The following is a 22,032-nucleotide window of genomic DNA, read 5'->3' as shown; positions in this document are numbered from 1 at the left end:
CTTACGCCGGACTGGCGCTCTCAAAGCGCTGTCCGCACCTTTTCCCTGGCGGCTATAGCGCTGTGGTCCCACCCGATCCCATCCCGAACTCGGAAGTGAAACGCAGCTGCGCCGATGGTAGTGTGGCATTGCCCATGCAAGAGTAGGTCACCGCCAGGGGCTTCATCCTCAAACGCCTTCCCATTTGGGAAGGCGTTTGTCTTTGGGCGTTTCGCGCTTTACGCGTCGCTCGATACACAGCCCTCGTAGCTCACGCTGCGGGGGTTTTTCGTTTGGGCTTTCGACAACGTCGGGCGATGCCGAACGGCCCAACAAATCTTCACCGTCATCCCCGCGAACGCGGGAGGCGCCTCTCCACAGCCGAATGGCTGGTCATCCAGCGCCTTTGGCGTGAGCGACCTCACGCGACAACCGTTGCGTTGTCGATCCCGTGCACAGTCACTGGATCCCCGCTTTCGCGGGGATGACGGTGAGGGGCGTATGACGGTGAGCGAGGGGCGATGGTGACGAAGGAATGACCGCAAGGACGGACCCAGGTCACCGAGTGCTTGCCTTGCGCTGAACGCCCACAGCCCTCCAGGTGTTAGTGGTCGCAATAATTTGCGAAGATCATCAGCCCCTACAGAGCTTCGATGATTTCATGACGACTCCCACCCAGAGCCGCCTCGGTCCGCTTCCCTATCTGATTTTCTCCTCGCGTTGGCTGCAGTTGCCGCTTTATCTCGGCCTGATCGTCGCGCAGGCGATCTATGTCGTGCAGTTTGTGCGTGAGCTGTGGCACCTGGTCACGACTACGTTGTTCAACGGCGGCATCGACGCCTCCGTGGCCGATAACGCCGAAACCACCATCATGCTGACGGTGCTGGGCCTGATCGATGTGGTGATGATCTCCAACCTGCTGGTGATGGTGATCGTCGGTGGCTACGAGACCTTCGTATCGCGCCTGCGGCTGGAAGGGCATCCGGACCAGCCGGAATGGCTTTCGCACGTGAATGCCACGGTGCTCAAGGTGAAACTGGCGATGGCCATCATCGGCATCTCGTCGATCCACCTGCTGGCCACCTTTATCAAGGCGGGCTCGCTCAGCAACCAGACCATCATGTGGCAGATCCTGCTGCACCTGACGTTTGTGGCCTCGGCGCTCTCGCTGGCCTACATCGACCGCATCATGCAGCCCAACGCCAAGGCCGGGAGCCACTGACGCGCGATAAGCGCATTCGGTTGTTGCTACGCTTGCCGTATCGGCATGCAAGCGAAGGAGCGGTCCCTCAGTGGAACAGCGTTACATCCTCGCCCTAGATCAAGGCACGACCAGTTCCCGCGCGATTCTGTTTGATCGCGCGGGCTCGGTCGTGGGCTCGGCGCAGCGCGAGTTTCCGCAGATTTTCCCTGAGCCGGGCTGGGTCGAACACAATCCGCGGGACATCCTCACCAGCGTACTCGTGACGGTGACCGAACTGCTCGCCAACACCCAGGTCGACCTGGCGGAGATTGCCGCCATCGGCATCACCAACCAGCGGGAAACCACGGTGGTGTGGGACCGCACCACCGGCCAGCCGATCCACAACGCGATCGTGTGGCAATCGCGGCAGAGTGCGGCGATCTGTGAGCGGCTGCAGGGCGAGGGTTACGAACCGCTTGTGCGCGAGCGCACCGGCTTATTGATTGATGCCTACTTCTCGGGGACCAAGCTGCGTTGGATTCTCGATCATGTGCAAGGGGCTCGCGAGCGTGCTGGGCGCGGCGAGCTGTTGTTCGGCACCATCGATACCTGGCTGATCTGGAACCTGAGCGGCGGCGCGGCGCACGTCACCGACGCGAGCAATGCCGCTCGCACCCTGCTGTACGACATCCATCGACGCTGCTGGGACGACGACCTGCTGCACATGCTGGATGTTCCGCGCGCCATGCTGCCCGAGGTGCGTTCAAGCAGCGAATGCTATGCGCGCACGGCGCCTTCGCAGTTCTTCGGGGCCAGCATTCCCATCGCCGGTGTCGCGGGTGACCAGCAAGCCGCGCTGTTTGGGCAAGCATGCTTCACACCGGGCATGGCCAAGAATACTTATGGCACCGGCTGCTTCATGTTGATGAACACCGGCGAGCAGGCGGTGCCGTCGAAACACGGCCTGCTCACTACCATCGCCTGGCAACTGGGCGATCGCACCGAGTACGCGCTCGAGGGCAGCATCTTCGTCGCCGGCTCGGTGATCCAGTGGCTGCGCGACGGTTTGCGCATGCTGGGAAAGGCGAGTGACTCGCAGGCCTATGCCGAGCGGGTGGCGTCGAGTGAGGGCGTCTATGTGGTGCCGGCGTTTGTGGGTCTTGGCGCGCCGTATTGGCGCAGCGATGTGCGTGGTGCGGTGTTCGGTCTCAGTCGCGGTACCAGCAAGGAGCACTTTGTGCGTGCTGCGCTCGAATCCATGGCGTATCAGTCGCGCGATGTGTTGACGGCGATGGAAGCCGATGCGGGTATCGCGTTGAAGGAGCTGCGCGCGGATGGCGGTGCCATGGCCAATGACTTCATGGTGCAGTTTCAGAGCGACATGCTCGGCGTGCCGGTGTTGCGTCCGCGCGTGCAGGAGACCACGGCGCTAGGTGCGGCCTATCTCGCGGGCCTTGCCGTGGGTTTCTGGCGCGATTGCGAGGAGATCGCAAGCCTTTGGCAAGTCGATCGGCGCTTTACGCCAAACATGCCCGCGGCGGAACGTGATCGTCTGTATCGCGGCTGGCAGGACGCGGTGAACGCAACGATGGGATTTCGCGTGGGCTGAAACGAACGAGGCCTCCGTGATGGAGGCCTCGTTGTGGATTGCTTTCGACGCTACTCAGTCGATCGCGTAGCCGAACTGTTCCTTGAATTCGGCCGCGAACTGGGCGTAGTCGAAGTGCTGGTTCTGCGTGCCCGGGTGCTCGACCTTCAGCGCGCCCATCAGCGAGGCCATGCGGCCGGCGGTCGGCCAGTCCTTGCCGCCCATGATGCCGAAGATGAGGCCGGCGCGATAAGCATCACCGCAGCCGGTCGGATCGATCACCTGGCGCTCGCGGGCCGGCGGAATCTCGTGCGTGATGCCGCCTGCGTGGATCAGCGAACCGCGCGGGCCCTGGGTAACGATATAGGCCTGCACGCGCGAGGCGATTTCCTGCGCGCTCCAGCCCGTGCGCTGCTGCAGCAGCTGCGACTCGTAGTCATTGACGATGACGTAGGTCGCCTTTTCGATCATGGCGCGGAATTCCTCGCCATTGAACAGCGGCATCGCCTGGCCCGGGTCGAAGATGAACGGCACGCCGCGGGCAGCAAACTCGTTCACGTGCTGCAGCATGGCGTCGCGGCCATCCGGCGCCACGATGCCGAAGCTGATCTCCGGGATGTCGCGCACGTGGTTCTCATGGGCGCTGAGCATCGCACCCGGATGGAAGGCGGTGATCTGGTTGTTGTCCAGGTCGGTGGTGATGAAGCACTGCGGCGTGAACTGGTCGTCGAACGCACGCACATAGTCGAGGCGGATGCCGTATTTCTGCATGTGCGCGCGGTACGGGGCGAAATCCTGGCCCACGGTGGCCACCGGCAAGGGGTCGCCACCGAGCAGCTTGAGGTTGTACGCGATATTGCCGGCGCAGCCGCCGAACTCGCGGCGCATGGCCGGCACCAGGAACGACACGTTCAGGATGTGAACCTGATCGGGCAGGATGTGATTCTTGAACTGGTCCTGGAACACCATGATGGTGTCGTAGGCGAGCGATCCGCAGATGACGGCAGACATGATGCGAGGATGTCCCTGGCAGATGGAGTGGAGGCTGGGACGCTTATCGCCCGACCTTGCCCAAAGCGCTCGATGATACCGAGATCGCGCTCGGACCGCGACTTTCTCGCACCAGGCCGCGCGAGTCCGGCGGCTTCAAAACGTGCATATCATCGCGTAGACAAAGGCTTTCTTAACGAGATTGTCCTTGCGAAACGGGGGTTTGCTGACTAGACTGGCCCGCTTACTTTTTAACCAGCCCAACACGCGGCGGACACATGTTCAAGAAGTTTCGCGGGTTCTTTTCCAACGACATTTCCATCGACCTTGGCACGGCCAATACGCTCATTTATGTGCGTGGTCAGGGCATCGTCCTGAATGAACCGTCGGTGGTGGCGATCCGTCAGGATCGTGGCCCGGGTGGTCCGCGCGCCGTTGCCGCCGTCGGCAGCGACGCCAAAAAGATGCTCGGTCGTACGCCAGGCAACATTGCCACCGTGCGTCCGATGAAGGATGGCGTGATCGCCAACTTCTCGATGACCGAGGCGATGCTGCAGCATTTCATCAAGCAGGTGCACAAGTCGCGCATGCTGCGTCCGAGTCCGCGCGTGCTGGTGTGCGTGCCGTGCGGCTCCACCCAGGTGGAACGTCGCGCCATCAAGGAATCGGCCGAAGGCGCCGGTGCGCGTGATGTGTTCCTGATCGAAGAGCCCATGGCTGCTGCGATCGGCGCCGGTATCCCGGTGCACGAGGCGCGCGGTTCGATGGTGCTGGATATTGGTGGCGGTACCTCGGAAGTGGCCGTGATCTCGCTCAACGGCATCGTCTACTCGCAGTCCGTGCGCGTCGGCGGCGACCGTTTCGACGAGGCCATCATCAACTACGTGCGCCGCAACCACGGCACCCTGATCGGTGAATCGACCGCCGAGCGCATCAAGATGGAGATCGGCTGCGCGTTCCCGCAGAGCGAGGTCAAGGAAATCCAGATTTCCGGCCGCAACCTCGCCGAGGGCGTGCCGCGCATGTTCACCATCAACTCCAACGAAGTGCTGGAAGCGCTGCATGAGCCGCTGTCGGGCATCGTGGCAGCGGTGAAGTCCGCGTTGGAGCAGACCCCGCCCGAGCTGTGCTCGGACGTGGCCGAGCGTGGCATCGTGTTGACTGGTGGTGGCGCCTTGTTGCGCGACCTGGATCGCCTGATTTCCGAGGAAACCGGCCTGCACGTGCAGGTGGCCGATGAACCGCTAACCTGCGTGGCGCGTGGTGGTGGCAAGGCGCTGGAGCTGATCGACCAGCACGGCAGCGACTTCTTCGCTCCCGAATAAGCCATCGACACGGGTAGGGGGTAGTCCATGGCGCTTGCGCGCGAGGAATCCTCGCCCCTGTTCGCCGGCACGGTCGCCGGGACGCTCAGGCTCATGCTGTATTTAGCGCTGGCCATGGTGCTGATGGTGCTCGACCATCGCAATGGCTGGATCTGGCGTTTGCGTTATGCCACCTCGGTGGTGGTCGAACCGGTGTATCGACTGGCTGGCCTGCCGGCCGCCGGCATGCGCACGGTCAGCGTTGCTTTTGCCGATCGCAAGATGTTGACCGAACAGAATCAGCGCCTGCGCGAAGATCTGCTGCTGGCCAATGCCAAGCTCAATCGCATGGCGGCGGTGGCTCAGCAGAACCAGCGCCTCAAGGAACTGCTCGATACGCAGCACAGCCTGGAACTCAACGTGCAGCTGGCACGCGTGATCGACGTCGACCTTGGCGCGAGCCGCCACCGCATGCTGCTCAATCTGGGCGCGCGTGACGGCGTGAAGTCAGGGCAGGTGGTGATCGATGCGCACGGCGTGATGGGCCAGGTGGTGGAGGTCATGCCGAGGACCTCGCTGGTGATGTTGGTCACGGACCCCGATCACGCGATACCCGTGGTGATCGAGCGTACCGGACTGCGTACCGTTGCCTATGGCCTGCGCGAAGGCGATTTGCTGAGCCTGCCGAATATCTCCATGGCGTCTGATGTGCATGCCGGCGACAAGCTGCTGACCTCAGGCCTGGGCGGGCGTTTCCCGCCAGGGTTCCCGGTGGGCGAAATTCTTAGCGTCGACCAGTCGCCGTCCGGCATGTTCCTGGAGGCGCGTGCGCGCCCCACCGCGGACCTGGATCGCAGTGAAGACGTGCTGTTGCTGCATGACCAGGCCGAACCCGCGGGCCCACCCGCACCGGTAGCGCCGGCTGGGCCGCCCGCCGATCTGGCACCCGCGACGCCCGCCGTTACGACGACCAGTGCGCCGCCGCCGCGTGCGGCCGAGGCGCGCGTGTCACCGGCTCCTGCTGCCAGCGCCGCACCGGTGCAACCATGAACAAGCATCGGATCAATTTGCTCTGGTTCGTCGGCACGCTGGTGTTTGCGTTGATATCGATGCTGATCCCGCTGCCTGCGCCGTTGCAGCCGTTCAAGCCGTACTGGCCGGCGCTGTTCCTGCTGTATTGGTCGCTGGAATCGGCGGATCGCGTCAACCTCGGGCTGGCGTTCTGCGTCGGTCTTTGTGCTGACCTGTTGGACGGTGTGCTGCTCGGCGAGCAGGCCATGCGCCTGTGTGCGCTGGTGTTCATCGCGCTGCGCTTCCGTTCGCGCCTGCGCTTCTTCCCCATGTGGCAGCAGACGCTGGCCGTGCTTGCCTTGCTGCTCAACGATCGCATCCTGCTGCTGATCGTGCGCACCTTTGCCGGTGAGGCGCTGCCGCCGGCGACCTGGTGGATTTCGCCGTTTGTCGGCGCGGCGTTGTGGCCGTTCCTGTTCGTGCTCATGGACGATCTGCGCATGCGCTTGCGCATCCAGTAGCGGCCATGGCCTTGAAGCGACGCTCCATCAAGGATGCCCGCGGCGAGAGCGCGCTGTTCCAGCGGCGCGCGCTGGCGGGGTTCGCGTTGATTCTGCTCGGTCTGTGCACACTGATCGTGCGCTATCACTATTTGCAGGTGCATCGTCACGATGAATTTGCCCTGCGCTCGGAGAACAACCGGGTCAAGCCCAGGGCGATTCCGCCGGCACGTGGCTTGATCTTTGATCGCAATGGCGTGCTGCTGGCCGATAACGTGCCGGCCTTCCGCCTGGAAGTCGTGCCTGAGCAGGTCCCCGACATGAAGGCGATGCTGGCGCAGATCGGCGAGGTGGTGCCGCTCGGTGACGATGACCTGGACACCTTCAAGAAGCAGCTCAGGCAGAACCGCCGCTTCGACAGCGTGCCGCTCAAGATGCATCTGACCGAGGACGATATTGCGCGTTTCGCCATCAATCGCTGGCGATTCCCGGGCGTGGACGTCGTGCCCTATCTCACGCGCCGTTACCCCTACGGTCCGCTGTTCGCGCATGTCGTCGGCTATGTCGGCCGGATCGATGCGGACGACGTGAACCGCCTCGATCCGGATCGCTACAAGGGCACCAGTCATGTGGGGCGCAGCGGCCTGGAACGTTCCTACGAGGACATGCTGCACGGCACGCCTGGCTATGAACTCGTTGAGGTGAATGCCGACGGACGCACCCAGCGTGTGCTCGAGACGCATCCGCCGACTCCCGGCAAGAATCTGTATCTCAGCATCGACGTGCGTGTGCAAAAGGCCGCGACCGAAGCATTCGCGGACAGGCCTGGCGCGGCCGTGGCTATCGATCCGCGCAATGGCCAGGTGCTGGCGATGGTCAGCGTGCCCAGCTTCGATCCGAACCTGTTCGTCAACGGCATTGGTCGCGCCGACTACACCGCCTACATGACCGCCGAAGACAAGCCGTTGCTCAATCGCGCAATGAAGAGCGCTTATCCGCCAGGCTCTACGGTCAAGCCTTTCCTTGCCCTTGGTGGCCTCGAATACGGCATACGCCGACCGGAAGACACCGTGTTGTCGACCGGCGAATTCTGCATGCCCGGCCAGCAGCGCTGTTATCGCGATGACGAGCGCGGCGGCAATGGCGTCGTCAACATGGTGCGCGCGATCGAGCTCTCCACCAATACCTACTTTTACAAACTCGCGCTGGACATGGGCATCGACCGGCTGAGTAGCTGGATGGGCAGTCTCGGCTTCGGGCACAAGACGGGCGTTGATCTGTTGGGCGAGGCCGAGGGCATCCTGCCTTCGCGGGAATGGAAGGCCACGCGCAGCAAGTTTGGTTGGTTCCCCGGCGAAACCGTGATCGCGGGTATCGGCCAGGGCTACTGGAACGTCACGCCGCTGCAGTTGGCCCATGCCACGGCGACCTTCGCCGGTCATGGCACGCCGTACGCGCCGCGACTGGTCATGGCGACGGCCAATGTGAAGGAGCGCCCGATACCGCTGGCCAATCCGCCCTCCGGTCCCTCGCTGATCACCAAACCGAGCCACTGGAATGTGGTGAACCAGGGCATGGAAGCGGTGGTCACCGGCGGTACCGGCAAGGCGATTTTCATTGGCTTCCCTTACGTCGTTGCCGGCAAGAGCGGTACCGCCGAGCGCTTCTCGCGCCGTACCAACGATTGGGATACGAACAAGAACAGCGCTCACCTGGCTGCACGCCACCGTGCCTGGTTCATCGCCTATACGCCTACCGAGGCGCCACGCATCGCTGTGGCGGCGATGTTGGAAGCGGGCGCCTGGGGTGCGTCGGATGCCGGTCCCATCGTGCGCAAGGTGATGGAAGCTTGGATCGCGGCGCAGGGTGGTGCTGTGCCGCCGAGCAAGACGCCGGAAACCGGCGTGGCATCCGCCTCCAGCGCACCGGAAGAGCCTGAAGACGTGCCGGTGGCGACGCCGGCCGATATGCCCGCCGGTGTGCCGGCCGACCCTTCAAGCACGGCTTCTCCGGAAGACGGAGGCAACCGATGATCGACGCTCTTCAGGCACGCCTGGTGCGCTTCCTGCGCCGCATGATGACGCGTCCGCGCATCGACCTGCCGCTGGCTTTCGGCTTGTTCGTGCTTGCCATCGTCGGCCTGATGACCTTGTACAGCGCCAGTGGCGGCAGCATGACCATGGTCACCGGTCAGGCCGCGCGCTTTGTGATGGGTGGCCTGCTCGTCGTGTTGATCTCGCGTATCCCGCCAACCGTGCTGCGCAGCTGGACGCCATGGCTCTATGCGGCCAGCGTCGCTTTGCTGCTGGTGGTGGCGGCGCTGGGCCAGGTGCGCAGCGGCTCCAAGCGATGGCTCGATCTGGGCGTGATGTCGTTCCAGCCGTCCGAGCTGCTCAAGCTCACCATGCCGATGATGGTGGCCTGGTATCTGCATTCCCGCCAGCTGCCACCGCGTTGGAAAGACATCATCGTGGTCGGCATCCTGATCGCCATTCCTGCCGGCCTGATCGCGGAACAGCCTGACCTGGGCACGGCCTTGCTGGTGTCGGCGGCCGGCGCGTTCGCGTTGTTCCTCTCCGGCATGGCGTGGTGGAAGATCGGTAGCCTGCTCGCTGCGGTGGGTGGCATGGTCCCGGTGGCCTGGCATTTCCTGCACGAATACCAGCGCAACCGCGTGCGCACCTTGCTGGATCCGGAATCCGACCCGCTGGGCAATGGCTGGCACATCATCCAATCGCAGATCGCGGTCGGCTCGGGCGGCGTGTTCGGCAAGGGCTGGCAGCACAGTACGCAGTCGCGCCTGGACTTCCTGCCCGAACACACCACCGACTTCATCTTCGCGGTGTTCTCCGAAGAGTTCGGCCTGGTCGGCGTGATCGGCCTCATGCTGTTGTACGCCTTCATCATCGGCCGCTGCCTGTGGATTGCGATGGAAGCGCGCGACACCTATTCGCGCCTGCTTGCCGGTGCCATCGGCATGAGCTTTTTCGTCTATGTGTTCGTCAATGGCGGCATGGTCGCCGGCATGCTGCCGGTGGTGGGCGTGCCGATGCCGCTGGTGAGTTATGGCGGCACCTCGGCGGTCTCGTTGCTGACCGGCTTCGGCGTGGTGATGTCGATCTTCGCCAATCGCAAGATGCACGACTGATCGCCGCAAAAAAGCGCTGCTTATGCCTGGTTTGAGGCCGTTCGCGTGCTAGGCTTTGCGCGAAGCCGTTCACGACAGCGAAGTCCTTCATGCCCTCGATTCCCGCGTCGCTCCCGACTCGTCGCCTCGTTGCCTCGCTGGGCCTGTTACTCGTCGCTGTATGCATGCCGGTTCGCGCGCAGATCCACCCGGGTCAGGCGCAACTGGTAAGCGAAGTGTCCAAGGACACCGGCAAGAGTCCCAAGGCGCTGAACGCGCTGCTGGATCGCGCGCAGAAGCAGCAAAGCATCCTCGATGCGATCAGCCGCCCCGCGGAAGGCAAGCCGTGGAAGGAATACCGGCCGATCTTCCTCACCGACAAGCGCATCAACGACGGCGTGGCGTTCTATCGTGAACATCGCGACCTGCTCGAGCGCACCGCCAAGAAGTACGGCGTGCCGGCCGAATACATCGTGGCGATCATCGGTGTGGAAACCTCGTATGGTCGCAACACCGGCAAGTACAAGGTGCTCGATGCACTGGTGACGCTGGGCCTGTATTACCCGCCACGCGCCACGTTCTTCCGCGACCAGCTGAAGACCTTGCTCGAACTGCCGGACAGCCAGCTTGGCGGCCCCATCGACAGCTTGACCGGCTCGTATGCCGGTGCGCAGGGCTGGGGCCAGTTCATGCCGTCCAGCATCCGCGACTTCGGCGTGGATGCCGATGGCGACGGCCATATCGACCTGAAGAATTCGTTGCCCGACATCTTTGCCAGCGTGGCTAACTACTTCGCCAAGCACGGGTGGCAGACCGGTGGCCCGGTGGCCTTGCCGGCCCAGGCCGATGCGGCCGCGCGGCCGATCACAGTGGGCGACTCCTCGCCGCAGTGGCCGCTGGAGCAGCTTGAAGCTTGGGGTTACGCACCCTCGCAGTCGCTCAATCCTGGCGCACCGACCAGCCTGCAATCGCTGGAAGGCGCCAATGGCATGGAGTACTGGTTCACCTTCCAGAATTTCTATGTGATCACCAAGTACAACCGCAGTCCGTTGTACGCGCTGGCCGTGCATGAGCTGGCACAGGAGATCGCCGAGGGCGTGCGCATGGCGGATGCCCGCCCATGAGGTGGCGGCATGCGCTGCTACTTCTACTGATCGTTCTGCTGGCCGGCTGCAGTGGGAGCAAAACCCGCCCCCCGGCGAGTTCGGGTGGATCGCACGCGCGTGGCGCGTCGTCGTCGGGAGGCGGCGTGTCGAGCGGCGGCTTCCAGGACGACACCAGCCGTCCGCAGAGCAGCCGCTATCGTGACGGCAGCGACAGCGTGCCGGATGGCCCGCCGCCCGATGTCAGCAAATTGCCCGAGCCGGTGCCCAAGGTCGAGCCGCGCGCCCTGTACGGAAACAAGACGCCGTACACCGTGCTGGGCCAGACCTATCAGGTGCTGCCTGGCCCCGGCGGCTACGTGGAGCGCGGCATTGCGTCGTTCTACGGCAACAAGTTCCACGGCTACAAGACCTCTAGCCTTGAGGACTACGACATGTACCAGTTCACCGCCGCGCACAAGACCTTGCCGCTGCCAAGCTACGCGCGCGTGACCAATCTGGAAAACGGCAAGAGCGTGATCGTGCGCATCAACGATCGCGGCCCGTTCCACGAAAACCGCCTGATCGACCTGTCGTTTGCCGCCGCCGTGAAGATCGGCGTGTGGCCCAAGGGCACCGGCCTGGTGGAAGTGCGCGCGATCGATCCCGCGCAGCCGCTCACGGCGCAGGCGCTGCCGCCGCCACCGCCTGCGCCCAAGCCTGCCAGCCCGGGGCCAGGCATTTACCTGCAAGTGGGTGCATTCTCCGATGTGACTAACGCCGAGCGCGTGGCGCAGCAGTTGCGTGTGGCCAATTTTGCGCCGGTACAGGTCGTGGATGCCCAAATCAACGGTCGCAGCATCCGTCGCGTGCGGGTGGGACCGATTGCCAGCGTGGACCAGGCCGATGATGTGACCTCACGCATCGAGGGCATGGGTCTGCCCAGGCCGCAGGTCGCGGTAGACTGACGCATTGAATTTTTGATTGTTTGCGGCGTCTCAGCCGCTGCCATATAGCACTTGGATTGAACTGAACGATGAGCCTGATTCGCCGTACCCTGACCTCGTTTGCCGTCGCCGCCCTGGTTGTCGGTACCGCCTTCGCCCAACAGACCCCGCCCAAACCCGCGCCGGTGCCGCGCCCGGTGGTGCCGGAAGCGCCGGTGCCGCCGCCGCCGGACGTGGACGGCAAGAGCTGGGTACTGATGGATTACGCCACCGGCCAGGTGCTGGCGTCCAAGGACCCGGACGTGCGCCTGGAGCCGGCCTCGATCACCAAGGTGATGACCGACTACGTGGTGTCGGCGGAAATCGCCAATGGCAAGATCCACATGGCGGATCCGGTCACCATCAGCGAAAACGCCTGGCGTGGCGGTGGCGCGGCCACCGACGGCTCCACCAGCTTCCTCAAGCTCGACAGCCAGGTGCCGCTGAAGGACCTGCTGTACGGCATGATCATCCAGTCGGGTAACGACGCCGCCATCGCGCTGGCCGAGCACACCGCCGGCTCGGAGCCCGCGTTCGCCAACCTGATGAATGCCTATGCCAAGCAGCTGGGCATGGTGAACTCCAACTTCCAGAATGCGTCGGGTTACCCGATCGCCAACCACTACACCACCGCTCGCGACATCGCGATCCTCTCGCGCGCGCTGATCCACGATTTCCCCGAGGACTACGCGATCTCGGCGGTCAAGGATTTCGAGTGGAACGGCATCAAGCAGCACAACCGCAACCTGCTGCTGTGGCGTGACCAGACCGTCGACGGCATCAAGACCGGTCATACCGCCGCTGCCGGCTACTGCCTGGCCGCTTCGGCCAAGCAGGGCGATTCGCGCATGATCGCGATCGTGATGGGCGCCAGCAACGAGAAGGCTCGCGCCGACTCCGCCCTCGCGCTGATGAACTACGGCTTCCGCTTCTACGAAACCCACAAGCTGTACGACGCCAGCAAGCCGCTGGCCACGCCGCGTCTGTGGAAGGGCCAGTCCAACGCATTGCCGCTGGGTGTGGCCGACAACGTGCTGATCACGGTCAAGCGCGGCGACTACGACAAGCTCAAGGCCACCATGGATATTCCGGCCACGCTGATCGCCCCGTTCACCAAGGGCCAGCAGGTGGGTACGTTGCGTCTGACGCTGGACGGCCAGGCGGTGCAGAACGTGCCGCTGATCGCCCTGGCCGATGCCCCGCAGGGCGGTTTCTTCGCCCGCCTGTGGGACAGCATGATGTTGTGGTTCCACAGCGACAAAAAGCCTGAGACCAAGTAACGGAGGCTACGGTGATGCGCGATATCGAATCGATCGAGGCCCGCCAGGATGGCCAGGGTTTCCAGTTTCCGGGCGAGTTCGAAATCACGGCCATGGGCAATGCCAGCGCGGAGCTGCAGGCCCGCGTGCCGCAGATCCTGGAAGGCATCGGCTTGCACGTGCTGCATGAGACGGTGAAGCAGCGCCCATCGCGGGAGGGCAACTTCCTGTCGGTCACGGTGAGCTTCCGCTGCGACACGCGCGAGCAGTACGACGCGGCGCATGCCGCGCTGCGGGCCGATCCGGATATCCGTTACACGCTGTAAGAGCAGGCATGGGGGCGGGTAGTGGGGGCGTCAAACGAAGACGTCTCGGCCACCCGCAGCCCTTGGGATAGCGCACAGCCAGTCTTCGCGCCCCCGCGCCGCGTCCCCCTCTTGGCTTCTCGTCAACCGGCCGCACCTTCCCCAAGGTCTTTCGCCGCACCAGGTCCCCCATGTCCCTGCCGCTCAAAGTTCGTCGTCTCGGTCGTCAGCCCTACGCGGCGACGTGGGAGGCGATGAGCCACTTCACCAATAACCGGGGGCCCGACACGCCCGACGAGCTGTGGCTGCTCGAACATGACCCGGTGTTCACCCAGGGCCAGGCCGGCAAGGCCGAACACGTGCTGGCGCCGGGCGATATCCCGGTCGTGCAGGTGGATCGTGGCGGCCAGGTGACCTATCACGGGCCGGGCCAGATCGTGGGTTATCCACTGATTGACCTGCGCCGCGCCGGCGTCAGCGTGCGCGAGCTGGTCAACAAGCTCGAGCAGTCCATCATCGATACGCTGGCGCATTGGAATATCGGCGCTGAACGGCTGGAAGGCGCGCCCGGTGTCTACGTGGCCGGCGCCAAGGTCGCCGCTCTGGGCCTGCGCGTGCGGCGCGGCTGCAGCTTCCACGGCCTGGCCTTCAATGTATCCATGGACCTGGAGCCCTACCACCGCATCAACCCTTGCGGTTACAAGGGTTTGGCCGTTACCCAGGTGCTAGACTTGGGTGGTCCGTCGCGCCTGGCCGACGTCGAAGACGCGCTGGTGGAAGAGTTCTGCCGCCAGTTCGGATTCGACGCTGAACAAGCTGCTCCCGTTCTCCCTGAACTCCCCGCTCGTGCAGCGGTCTGAGCTTGCCTACATGAGCGAAATGTCCTCTTCCTCCCCCAAGGTTATTCCGATCAGCGTCGTCGCTGGCACGTCTGCCGCCGATAAGCAGCTGGGTAACGACAAGATTGCGCTTAACCGCGCAGGCTTCGACACGGCTGTACCCACGCTGCGCAAGCCGAGCTGGATCCGCGTGCGCCTGCCGCAGGGCAATGCCGTGCAGCAGCTGAAGGCGCGCCTGCGCGAGAACGCGCTGGTCACGGTGTGCGAAGAGGCCAGCTGCCCGAACATCCACGAGTGCTTCAGCAAGGGCACGGCCACGTTCATGATCCTCGGTGAGGTCTGCACGCGTCGTTGCTCGTTCTGCGATGTGGCGCATGGCCGTCCGGCCGCGCCCGATCCGCTGGAGCCGGCGCGCCTGGCCGAAACCATCCGCGATATGCGCCTGAAGTACGTGGTGATCACTTCGGTGGATCGCGACGACCTGCGCGACGGCGGCGCCGAGCATTTCGCCGCGTGCATCCGCGCGGTGCGCCACGCCAGCCCGACCATCCGCATCGAAATCCTCACGCCCGACTTCCGCGGCAAGGGTCGTATGGAGCGCGCGCTGGAAGTGCTCAAGGACTTCCCGCCGGACGTGTTCAACCACAACCTCGAAACCGTGCCGCACCTTTATCGCGAAGTGCGTCCGGGCGCCGATTACCAGTGGTCGCTGGACCTGCTCAAGCGCTTCAAGGCGCAGCATGCGGATGTACCGACCAAGTCCGGCATCATGCTGGGCCTGGGCGAGACCATGGATCAGGTGTTGGAAACCATGCGCGATCTGCGTGCGCATGACGTCGAGATGATCACGATTGGGCAGTATCTGCAGCCCACGCCGCATCATCACCCGGTGATCCGTTACTGGACGCCGGAAGAGTTCGAGGCACTGCGCGAAGCCGGTGAGGCGATGGGTTTCCATCATGTCGCTTCCGGCCCGCTGGTGCGTTCGTCCTATCACGCTGACCTGCAGGCTCACGCCGCGGGCGTCACTGAGCACGCCTAAAGAGACTTTATGAAACTGCGCCCATCGCTCGCCCTGTTGCTCGCCCTTGCCGTCACCGGCGTCGGCGTCCATGCGCAGTCCGCTGCTGATCTGACCAACGACAGCGCGCCGCGCAAGTTCTCCACCTTGCCGCTGAAGCCGACGCTCACCGAGGCGCAGGCCGCGCAGTTGTCGGCGCGCTTCCTTACGCGCTTCCACTACGACGCGCAGCCGCTCGACGCGGCGATGTCGCAGAAGATCTTCAAGGCCTACCTGGATAGCCTGGACGGCGAGAAGGTGTTCTTCACCCAGGCGGACATGGCCAAGTTCGCGCCGCTGAAGACGCAGCTGGATGGATCGATCTGGAACCAGGACCTGTCCGGTCCGTTCTCGATCTTCAACCTGTACGTGCAGCGCGCGATCGAGCGCATGACCTACGCGCGCGGCCTGCTCAAGCAGGGTTTCGATTTCACCGCGAACGAAAGCTACAACTACGACCGCAAGAAGGCTGACTGGCCGAAGGACCAGGCCGAGCTGGATACGCTGTGGCGTCAGCGCACCATGAACGACTGGCTGCGTTTGAAGCTCGCCGGCAAGACCGACGATGACATCCGCAAGACGCTGGACAAGCGCTATGCCGGCTACATCGATCGCGTGAAGCAGCTCGACGGTGAAGATGCGTTCCAGTCCTTCATGAACGCCTACGCCGAATCCACCGATCCGCACACCGATTACCTCGGCCCCCGTGCGGCGGAGAATTTCGATATCTCCATGAAGCTGTCGCTGGAAGGCATCGGCGCGGTGCTGCAGGCGCGCGACGAGTACACGGCGATCCGTGAAGTCGTGCCCGCCGGTCCGGCGTCCAAGTCCGGCAAGGTGCACGTGGGCGACCGCATCGTGGCGATCGGCGAAGGCACCAGTGGCCCGATGGTCGACGTGATTGGCTGGCGCCTGGACGATGTGGTCAAGCACATCCGCGGCAAGAAGGACACCACCGTGCGGCTGGAGATCCTGCCGTCTGACTCCGGCGTGGACGGCAAGCACGAGCTGATCACCCTGGTGCGCCAGAAGGTGAGCATCGAAGAGCAGGCCGCCAAGAAGAAGATCATCGAGGTCAAGGACGGCAACGTCAGCCGCAAGATCGGCGTGATCGACCTGCCGACCTTCTACTCCGATTTCGGTGCACGCCGTGAAGGCGACAAGAACTTCAAGAGCGCGACGCGCGACGTGGCCAAGCTGCTCGGCGAGCTGAAGGCTGCCGGCGTCGAAGGCGTGGTGGTCGACCTGCGCAACAACGGTGGTGGTTCGCTGGCCGAGGCCAACGAACTCACCGGCTTGTTCATCGACAAGGGTCCGGTGGTGCAGGTGCGCGATGCGCGCGGCCAGGTCGAAGTGCAGGGTGACGACGATCCGGGCATGTCCTGGAGCGGCCCGCTGGCGGTGCTGGTCAATCGTGGTTCGGCCTCGGCGTCGGAGATCTTCGCTGCCGCCATCCAGGACTACGGCCGCGGCCTGATCATCGGCCAGCCCACCTTCGGCAAGGGCACCGTGCAGAACCTGGTCGACCTCGACCGCTTCACGCGCACGGGCCAGGAAAAGCCGCAGTTCGGCGAACTCAAGATGACGATTGCGGAGTTCTTCCGCATCAACGGTGGTTCCACCCAACTCAAGGGCGTGACGCCGGATATCCAGTTCCCGAAGAACGGCGACGAGAAGGATTTCGGCGAGTCGACCTACGACAACGCCCTGCAGTGGACGCAGATCGCGCCGGCGGATTACAAGCCGGTGGCGGACCTCAAGGCCTACCTGAGCCCGCTGCAGACCAAGCATGACGCCCGCGTGGCCCAGGCACCCGCTTGGAAGCTGATGCTTGACGAGCTGGCGCAGTACCGCAAGATGCGCGACCGCACCACGATCTCGCTCAACTTTGCCCAGCGTGAGCAGGAGCGCAAGGATCTCGACGCCCTCCAGGCCGACTACCGCGCGCGCCACAAGGCGATCGATGGCAATACGGCCGCTGAGGACGAGGCATCGCTCGACGATGGCCTCAACGCCAACGAGCGCAGCCTGAAGAGCGAGCTGAAGCAGGAGACGGATGCCAAAAAGGCGGCCGATCCGCAGTTGGATGAAACCGCGCACATCCTGTTCGACGCGGTGGGCCTGATCAAGTCGGACTCCAAGCTGGCGGCGCAGGTGCTGCCGTACGGCGGCAAGTTCGATACCAGCTCGACGGCGGCGGTGTCGCAAACACCGGCTCCGGTCACGCCGGCCTCGACCACGCACTGATCGGTTCGTCAGGAAAACCCAAGAGGGCGGTGCGCAAGCACCGCCCTTTTTCATGCGTAGCGCGCCGCGGCTCCTTCTCCCCTCCGGGGAGAAGGTTGGGATGAGGGGCGGGTGCTCGCGATAGCGTATCTATGAGCACCATCGCCAGCGTGCCGCTTACGCAGCGGGCGTTTCGATCGCCTGCCGGCGCTCGAGTCACTTTTCTTTTGCTGGCCCAAAAGAAAAGTAACCCAAAGAAAACGGCCTTAAGAGCTGGCAGCATTGCGTGAGATAGAAGCGTTGGAAGGTTTGCGCAATCAGATAGTTTGCTGCCCAAGGCGAGACACAGCGGCTACACCGCAACGCGCCATAGCGCAGAGGACTTAAAGCAGGCTCGGCCGAAGGTCGTGATGTTTGTCGCATCCAAGTGCCAGATGGCCGCCACACGACCCACGCTTTAAGCCCTCTGCGCTATGGCGCGTTGCGGTGTAGCCGCTGTGTGTAGGCCATGGGCCGCCACTCATTCGGCTGGCCACGCCCGTCAGGCTCGTATCCCACGCCATGCTATGAGCTCTTTAGGCCATTTTCTTTGGGTTACTTTTCTTTTGGGCCAGCAAAAGAAAAGTGACCCGGACCGCGGCAGCGGTTCGGAACGCCCGCTGCGTAAGCGGCAAGCTGGCGATAACCCCCAGTTGTCGCGCTATGGCGAGCACCCACCCCTCATCCCAGCCTTCTCCCCGGCGGGGAGAAGGAGCTAGAACGCTCAGCCGTAGCGCTGCTGCAGAAACGCGAAGAACGCGCGCAACCCCAACGCCTCGCCACCACGCGGCCGACCCGGGCGATCAGCATCGTTCCATGCGTACGTATCCAGATGCAGCCACGGCGTGGTCTCGGGCACGAAGCGCTCGAGGTACAGCGCCGCGGTGATCGCACCGGCATGGCGGGACGCGCCTGAGTTGGCCATGTCGGCCAGATACGATTCGAGCATCTTGCGGTACGGGCGCCACAGCGGCAGTCGCCACAACGGGTCGTTCACCGAACGGCCGGCGGCGAGCACGCGCTCGGCGAGATCGTCCTGGTTGCCGAACAAGGCGGGCAGGTCGGGGCCAAGCGCAATGCGTGCAGCGCCGGTGAGCGTGGCGAAGTCGATAATCAGATCGGGATTCTGTTCGCTCGCGTAGGTGAGCGCATCGCAAAGGACCAGGCGGCCTTCGGCGTCCGTGTTGTCCACTTCGACGGTGATGCCGGCACGCGTGGTGATCACTTCACCCGGACGCATCGCCGCGCCGGACACGGCGTTTTCCACGGCAGGAATCAGCAGGGTCAGACGCACCGGCAGCTTGGCCTGCATGATCAGGCCAGCCAGGGCGATCGCGTGCGCCGCGCCGCCCATGTCCTTCTTCATCCAGCGCATGCCATCGGCCGGCTTCAGATCGAGGCCGCCGGTGTCGAAGCACACGCCTTTGCCGATCACCGCAAGCTTGGGATCGCTGGCCTTGCCCCAGCTCAGTTCGATCAGGCGCGGCGCGCGATGGCTGGCGCGGCCCACGGCATGGATGGTGGGGAAGTTGGCGTCGAGCAGCTCGTCGCCGACCCATTCGCGCACCTTGGCCTTGTGCGCCTTGCCCAGCCGCTTGACCGCGTCGGCCAGGTGCTTCGGGCCCATGTCCTCGGTCGGTGTATTGACCAGGTCGCGCACGTGCACCGTGGCTTCCACCAGCGGTGCCAGCACGTCCAGGTCGGCGGCGGCGATGGCGAGCCGCGCGGGCGCGCGGCGGGCCTTGCGATAGCGGGTGAACTCGTAGGCGCCCAGCGCCCAGCCCAGCGCGATCTGCTGGGTGTCTTTCAGTACGCCTTCCTCGGCCAGGTGATAGGTGGCCTCGGGCAGGATGCGCGGCAAGCCGCCCAGCGAACTCAGCGCTTCGCTGGTGTCCACGCCGACCAGCACGCGTACCAGCTTGCCGCCTTCATCGGCGATCAGGGCAAACGTGCCCGCTGTGGCATCGAAGCCGCAATCGGTGAGCCAGCGGCGTTGCGCGGCGGTGAGGCGGCGCTTACTGGCGGCAAAACGGGCAACGTCGGTGGTCTCGATGGCGATGCTTTGGCGGTCGCCGGTTTTGCGTTCGATAAGAGCAGACATGAAGTTCCTTGCGCGGCGTAGGGCAGCCGGCCGCAGTGGCGGCGTACGAAGCGCTAATGATGCGCGCTTTTGGGGGTTGGGTCACCCGCTCGCCCATGGCTCGTCATCCCAGCGAAAGCTGGGATCCAGCGCCTTTGGAGGCGCGGCGACAAGGCGAAAGTCACTGGATGACTCGCTACGCTCGCCCCTTCGGGGCCGCCCTACGGGCGTTCTGCGCGCTGCGCGCTTGTCCCGCTTTCGCGGGGATGACGACTCTCTACCATTGGAACTTGCCTAGGTGATTGCGGGCCCCGCGAACTCGCTCAGCCCCGCGCCTCAAGCCAGTCCGCCAGCGCGCCCATGTCACGCAGGTCCAGGTCGGGTGCCCGACCCAGTGCGCCGGGCCAGGGATGTCCCGCGCGGTTGATCCATGCCGTGCGCAGGCCGGCGTCGCGGGCGCCGACCACGTCCAGTTCCGGGTCATCACCCACGTGCAGGATCTCGGCGGGCGTCACGCCCAGGCGTTCGGCGGCGGCCATGAAGATGCGCGCGTCGGGTTTCGCGGCGCCGGTGTCGCGTGCGCTGACGTGATGGGCGAAGTGTGCGCGGATGCCGATGCGCTCGAGATCGGCGTTGCCGTTGGTCAGGCTGGCCACCGGCCAGCGTTCGGCAATGCGTTGCAGGGCAGGGAGGCTGTCGGGATACAGATCGACGTTGTTGCGCGCCGAGAAATAGATGTCCCACAACGTATCGAGCGGTGCCTGCTCGATACCGCAGGCCGAGAACGCGCGCTGCATGGTGATGTAGCGCTGTGCGGTGAAATCGTGGGCGAGATCGGTGCGTTCCGCCGCGACCTCGGCACGAAGCACGCGCATGGCCGGGATCGGCCACGCGCGTGCGACGTCAGGATAGTGCTGGCGCAGATACGCGTCGAGATCGCGGTCTGCGCGCTCCAGGGCCGGCAGCACCGGCCACAAGGTGTCGTCCAGGTCGAGCGTGACGGCGCGAATGCGGACGTAGCGCTCGACCTCGGTGATCACTGGTGCAAGACACCCGAAGCAGGGGTCGGCTCTTCGACCGGCATCTTGATGCCGTTCTCGGCCAGGATCTTGGCGCGACGTGCGTTGTCCTGCTCGGCCAGGGCCGGTGCATCGGTGTACGGCACCAGCTGGTGCTGGCGGGCGAGCGCCTTCACCGCGTCGGTCTTGATGAACTCCATGAAGGCTTCGATCTGCGCGGCCTTTGGGTTGTTCTTGTTGGTGACCAGGTAGAGCGGGGTGTACAGCAGGTAGCTGCCGCTGGTCACGGTGGACACGCTCGGACGCGTGCCGTCGACGCTGACCATCTTCACCTTGCTGTTGCTAGCCACGCCGGACAGGGTGGTGACACCCAGCGCATTGGGGTCGAGCGTGACGGCTTCTTCCAGCTTCGCCGTATTCACGTACAGGCGCGGCGCGGCGACCGGCTGGTTGCCGCGACCGAAGATCAGGCGGCGCAGGCTGTACTCGACACCGTCACCCGGGCTGGCCACGGCATACAGGTTGATCGGCGCGTCCTTGCCGCCGACTTCCTTCCAGTTGGTGATCTTGCCGAAGTAGATCTGATGCAGCTGTGCAATGGTGAGGTTGCTCACCTGGTTCGACGGATGGGTGATCATCACCAGCGCGTCGTACGCAACCGGCAGGAACACCAGATCGCTTTCCGTGCCGCCGGCGCTGCCGCGCGCGCTGCCCGCGATGTCGGCGGTACCGTGTGCGACGGCATCCAGGCCCGATGCTGTGTTGAACGGCTGCATTTCGATGCGGCCCTTGCCGCTCTTTTCCCAGGCCTTGCCCACGTCCTCAACCACGCCGCGTGCGGTGGCATAGTCACCACGCCACACCAGTGCGGGTACCGTCGATGCGGCGGGCTTGGCGGGCGACTTGGCCTTGGTCTTGCCGGTGGCAGCAGCAAGCGCGCCGGTGGCGGCGCATGCACTGAATAGCGCAACGATGAGCAGGCGAGAAATGCGAGAGGACATGGCGATGGGGAACCCCGAGGTTTTGATAGTGGTGTTCGCGTGCGGCCTTGACCAGAACGCGTGCAAGAAAAAGCGTGTAACCCGGCTATTTCATCCAGCTCAGGTCCAAACATCAAGCTAATTCATGCGTTTGCACCGCTGAAAAACGCGATGTTGCGCACGCACTGCAAAGTTGTTCATCGCACGTTGTTGTCTCAGAGACGTGCATACGGTCGCACATGGGGTGCGACGGCAGGCTTTAACTCATTCGTGGTCTGTGCGCGTCTGAGTGCGCTATTTTTCCGTGTTCCCCGCGAGTCCGTCACCTTACTCGACCGTCATCCCACCTCACCGTCATCCCGCTTACGCGGGGATGACGAAAATGCGCCGTGACGAATAGTGTGGGGCGACGAGAACCCGGGCCTACGTCCATAGGGAATGACGAACGCAGAAATAGGGGCGCTGCTCACCCCCA

General features: G+C 64.2%; 18 protein-coding genes and 1 rRNA gene. 15 read left to right on the top strand and 4 right to left on the bottom strand.

The window, feature by feature from the left end; genetic code table 11:
• Positions 1–44: 44 nt before the first annotated feature.
• The 3 genes from rrf (at position 45) to glpK (ending at position 2,771) form a co-directional block, all read left to right on the top strand.
• Positions 45–159: ribosomal RNA gene (rrf, locus tag OUZ30_RS20220) — 5S ribosomal RNA — on the top strand.
• Positions 160–640: 481 nt separating this feature from the next.
• Positions 641–1,201 carry a TIGR00645 family protein gene (locus tag OUZ30_RS20215; RefSeq protein WP_266184275.1) on the top strand — a complete coding sequence of 187 codons (561 nt, stop codon included), beginning with the start codon at positions 641–643 and terminating at the stop codon, positions 1,199–1,201.
• A 70-nt stretch (positions 1,202–1,271) separates the two neighbouring features.
• Complete coding sequence (gene glpK, locus OUZ30_RS20210; protein WP_266184273.1) at positions 1,272–2,771, top strand: glycerol kinase GlpK; 1,500 nt, start codon at positions 1,272–1,274, stop codon at positions 2,769–2,771.
• Between the two features lie 54 nt (positions 2,772–2,825).
• On the opposite strand, the gene OUZ30_RS20205 is transcribed toward glpK, so the two are convergent.
• Positions 2,826–3,761, bottom strand: a complete 936-nt coding sequence (locus tag OUZ30_RS20205) for a carbohydrate kinase family protein (protein ID WP_266184272.1) — start codon at positions 3,759–3,761, stop codon at positions 2,826–2,828.
• 257 nt (positions 3,762–4,018) lie between these two features.
• On the opposite strand from OUZ30_RS20205, the gene OUZ30_RS20200 reads away from it, so the two are divergent.
• The 12 genes from OUZ30_RS20200 (at position 4,019) to OUZ30_RS20145 (ending at position 17,460) form a co-directional block, all read left to right on the top strand.
• Entirely contained in the window at positions 4,019–5,065 is a 1,047-nt protein-coding gene (locus tag OUZ30_RS20200; protein WP_266150025.1) for a rod shape-determining protein, read from the top strand.
• Between the two features lie 27 nt (positions 5,066–5,092).
• Positions 5,093–6,094 (top strand): rod shape-determining protein MreC, encoded by a 1,002-nt coding sequence (mreC, locus tag OUZ30_RS20195; protein WP_266184271.1) that lies wholly within the window; start codon positions 5,093–5,095, stop codon positions 6,092–6,094.
• Entirely contained in the window at positions 6,091–6,576 is a 486-nt protein-coding gene (gene mreD / locus OUZ30_RS20190; RefSeq protein WP_266184269.1) for a rod shape-determining protein MreD, read from the top strand. Before mreC ends, mreD begins: the two co-directional genes overlap by 4 nt.
• A gap of 5 nt (positions 6,577–6,581) precedes the next feature.
• The gene (gene mrdA, locus OUZ30_RS20185; protein WP_266184268.1) at positions 6,582–8,588 is read left to right on the top strand and encodes a penicillin-binding protein 2; all 2,007 of its coding nucleotides are present in this window, start codon (positions 6,582–6,584) and stop codon (positions 8,586–8,588) included.
• Positions 8,585–9,703, top strand: a complete 1,119-nt coding sequence (gene rodA / locus OUZ30_RS20180; protein WP_266184267.1) for a rod shape-determining protein RodA — start codon at positions 8,585–8,587, stop codon at positions 9,701–9,703. Before mrdA ends, rodA begins: the two co-directional genes overlap by 4 nt.
• An 89-nt stretch (positions 9,704–9,792) precedes the next feature.
• The gene (gene mltB / locus OUZ30_RS20175; protein ID WP_266184265.1) at positions 9,793–10,806 is read left to right on the top strand and encodes a lytic murein transglycosylase B; all 1,014 of its coding nucleotides are present in this window, start codon (positions 9,793–9,795) and stop codon (positions 10,804–10,806) included.
• Complete coding sequence (locus OUZ30_RS20170; RefSeq protein ID WP_266184264.1) at positions 10,803–11,732, top strand: septal ring lytic transglycosylase RlpA family protein; 930 nt, start codon at positions 10,803–10,805, stop codon at positions 11,730–11,732. The genes mltB and OUZ30_RS20170 overlap by 4 nt, the downstream gene beginning before the upstream one ends.
• A gap of 68 nt (positions 11,733–11,800) precedes the next feature.
• Complete coding sequence (locus OUZ30_RS20165; RefSeq protein WP_266184263.1) at positions 11,801–13,030, top strand: D-alanyl-D-alanine carboxypeptidase family protein; 1,230 nt, start codon at positions 11,801–11,803, stop codon at positions 13,028–13,030.
• A gap of 14 nt (positions 13,031–13,044) precedes the next feature.
• Entirely contained in the window at positions 13,045–13,335 is a 291-nt protein-coding gene (locus OUZ30_RS20160; protein ID WP_266184262.1) for a YbeD family protein, read from the top strand.
• A gap of 170 nt (positions 13,336–13,505) precedes the next feature.
• Positions 13,506–14,174, top strand: a complete 669-nt coding sequence (gene lipB, locus OUZ30_RS20155; RefSeq protein WP_266184261.1) for a lipoyl(octanoyl) transferase LipB — start codon at positions 13,506–13,508, stop codon at positions 14,172–14,174.
• A 10-nt stretch (positions 14,175–14,184) separates the two neighbouring features.
• Positions 14,185–15,195, top strand: a complete 1,011-nt coding sequence (gene lipA, locus OUZ30_RS20150; protein ID WP_266184260.1) for a lipoyl synthase — start codon at positions 14,185–14,187, stop codon at positions 15,193–15,195.
• A 9-nt stretch (positions 15,196–15,204) separates the two neighbouring features.
• Positions 15,205–17,460, top strand: coding sequence for a carboxy terminal-processing peptidase (locus OUZ30_RS20145; RefSeq protein ID WP_266184259.1), 2,256 nt, complete (start codon positions 15,205–15,207; stop codon positions 17,458–17,460).
• Positions 17,461–18,202: 742 nt separating this feature from the next.
• On the opposite strand, the gene OUZ30_RS20140 is transcribed toward OUZ30_RS20145, so the two are convergent.
• The 3 genes from OUZ30_RS20140 to OUZ30_RS20130 form a co-directional block, all read right to left on the bottom strand.
• Positions 18,203–19,579 carry a leucyl aminopeptidase family protein gene (locus OUZ30_RS20140; RefSeq protein ID WP_266184258.1) on the bottom strand — a complete coding sequence of 459 codons (1,377 nt, stop codon included), beginning with the start codon at positions 19,577–19,579 and terminating at the stop codon, positions 18,203–18,205.
• 302 nt (positions 19,580–19,881) lie between these two features.
• Positions 19,882–20,598: an HAD family hydrolase gene (locus OUZ30_RS20135; protein WP_266184257.1), complete on the bottom strand. Its 717-nt coding sequence runs from the start codon at positions 20,596–20,598 to the stop codon at positions 19,882–19,884.
• Positions 20,595–21,578 carry a substrate-binding domain-containing protein gene (locus OUZ30_RS20130; RefSeq protein WP_266184256.1) on the bottom strand — a complete coding sequence of 328 codons (984 nt, stop codon included), beginning with the start codon at positions 21,576–21,578 and terminating at the stop codon, positions 20,595–20,597. The genes OUZ30_RS20135 and OUZ30_RS20130 overlap by 4 nt, the downstream gene beginning before the upstream one ends.
• Between the last annotated feature and the right edge of the window lie 454 nt (positions 21,579–22,032).

Origin of the sequence: Dyella humicola (assembly GCF_026283945.1) — a bacterium.
GTDB classification, from domain to species: domain Bacteria; phylum Pseudomonadota; class Gammaproteobacteria; order Xanthomonadales; family Rhodanobacteraceae; genus Dyella; species Dyella humicola.
The sequence above is the reverse complement of the archived record's forward strand: the minus strand, read 5'-3'. Positions and strand labels throughout refer to the sequence as shown.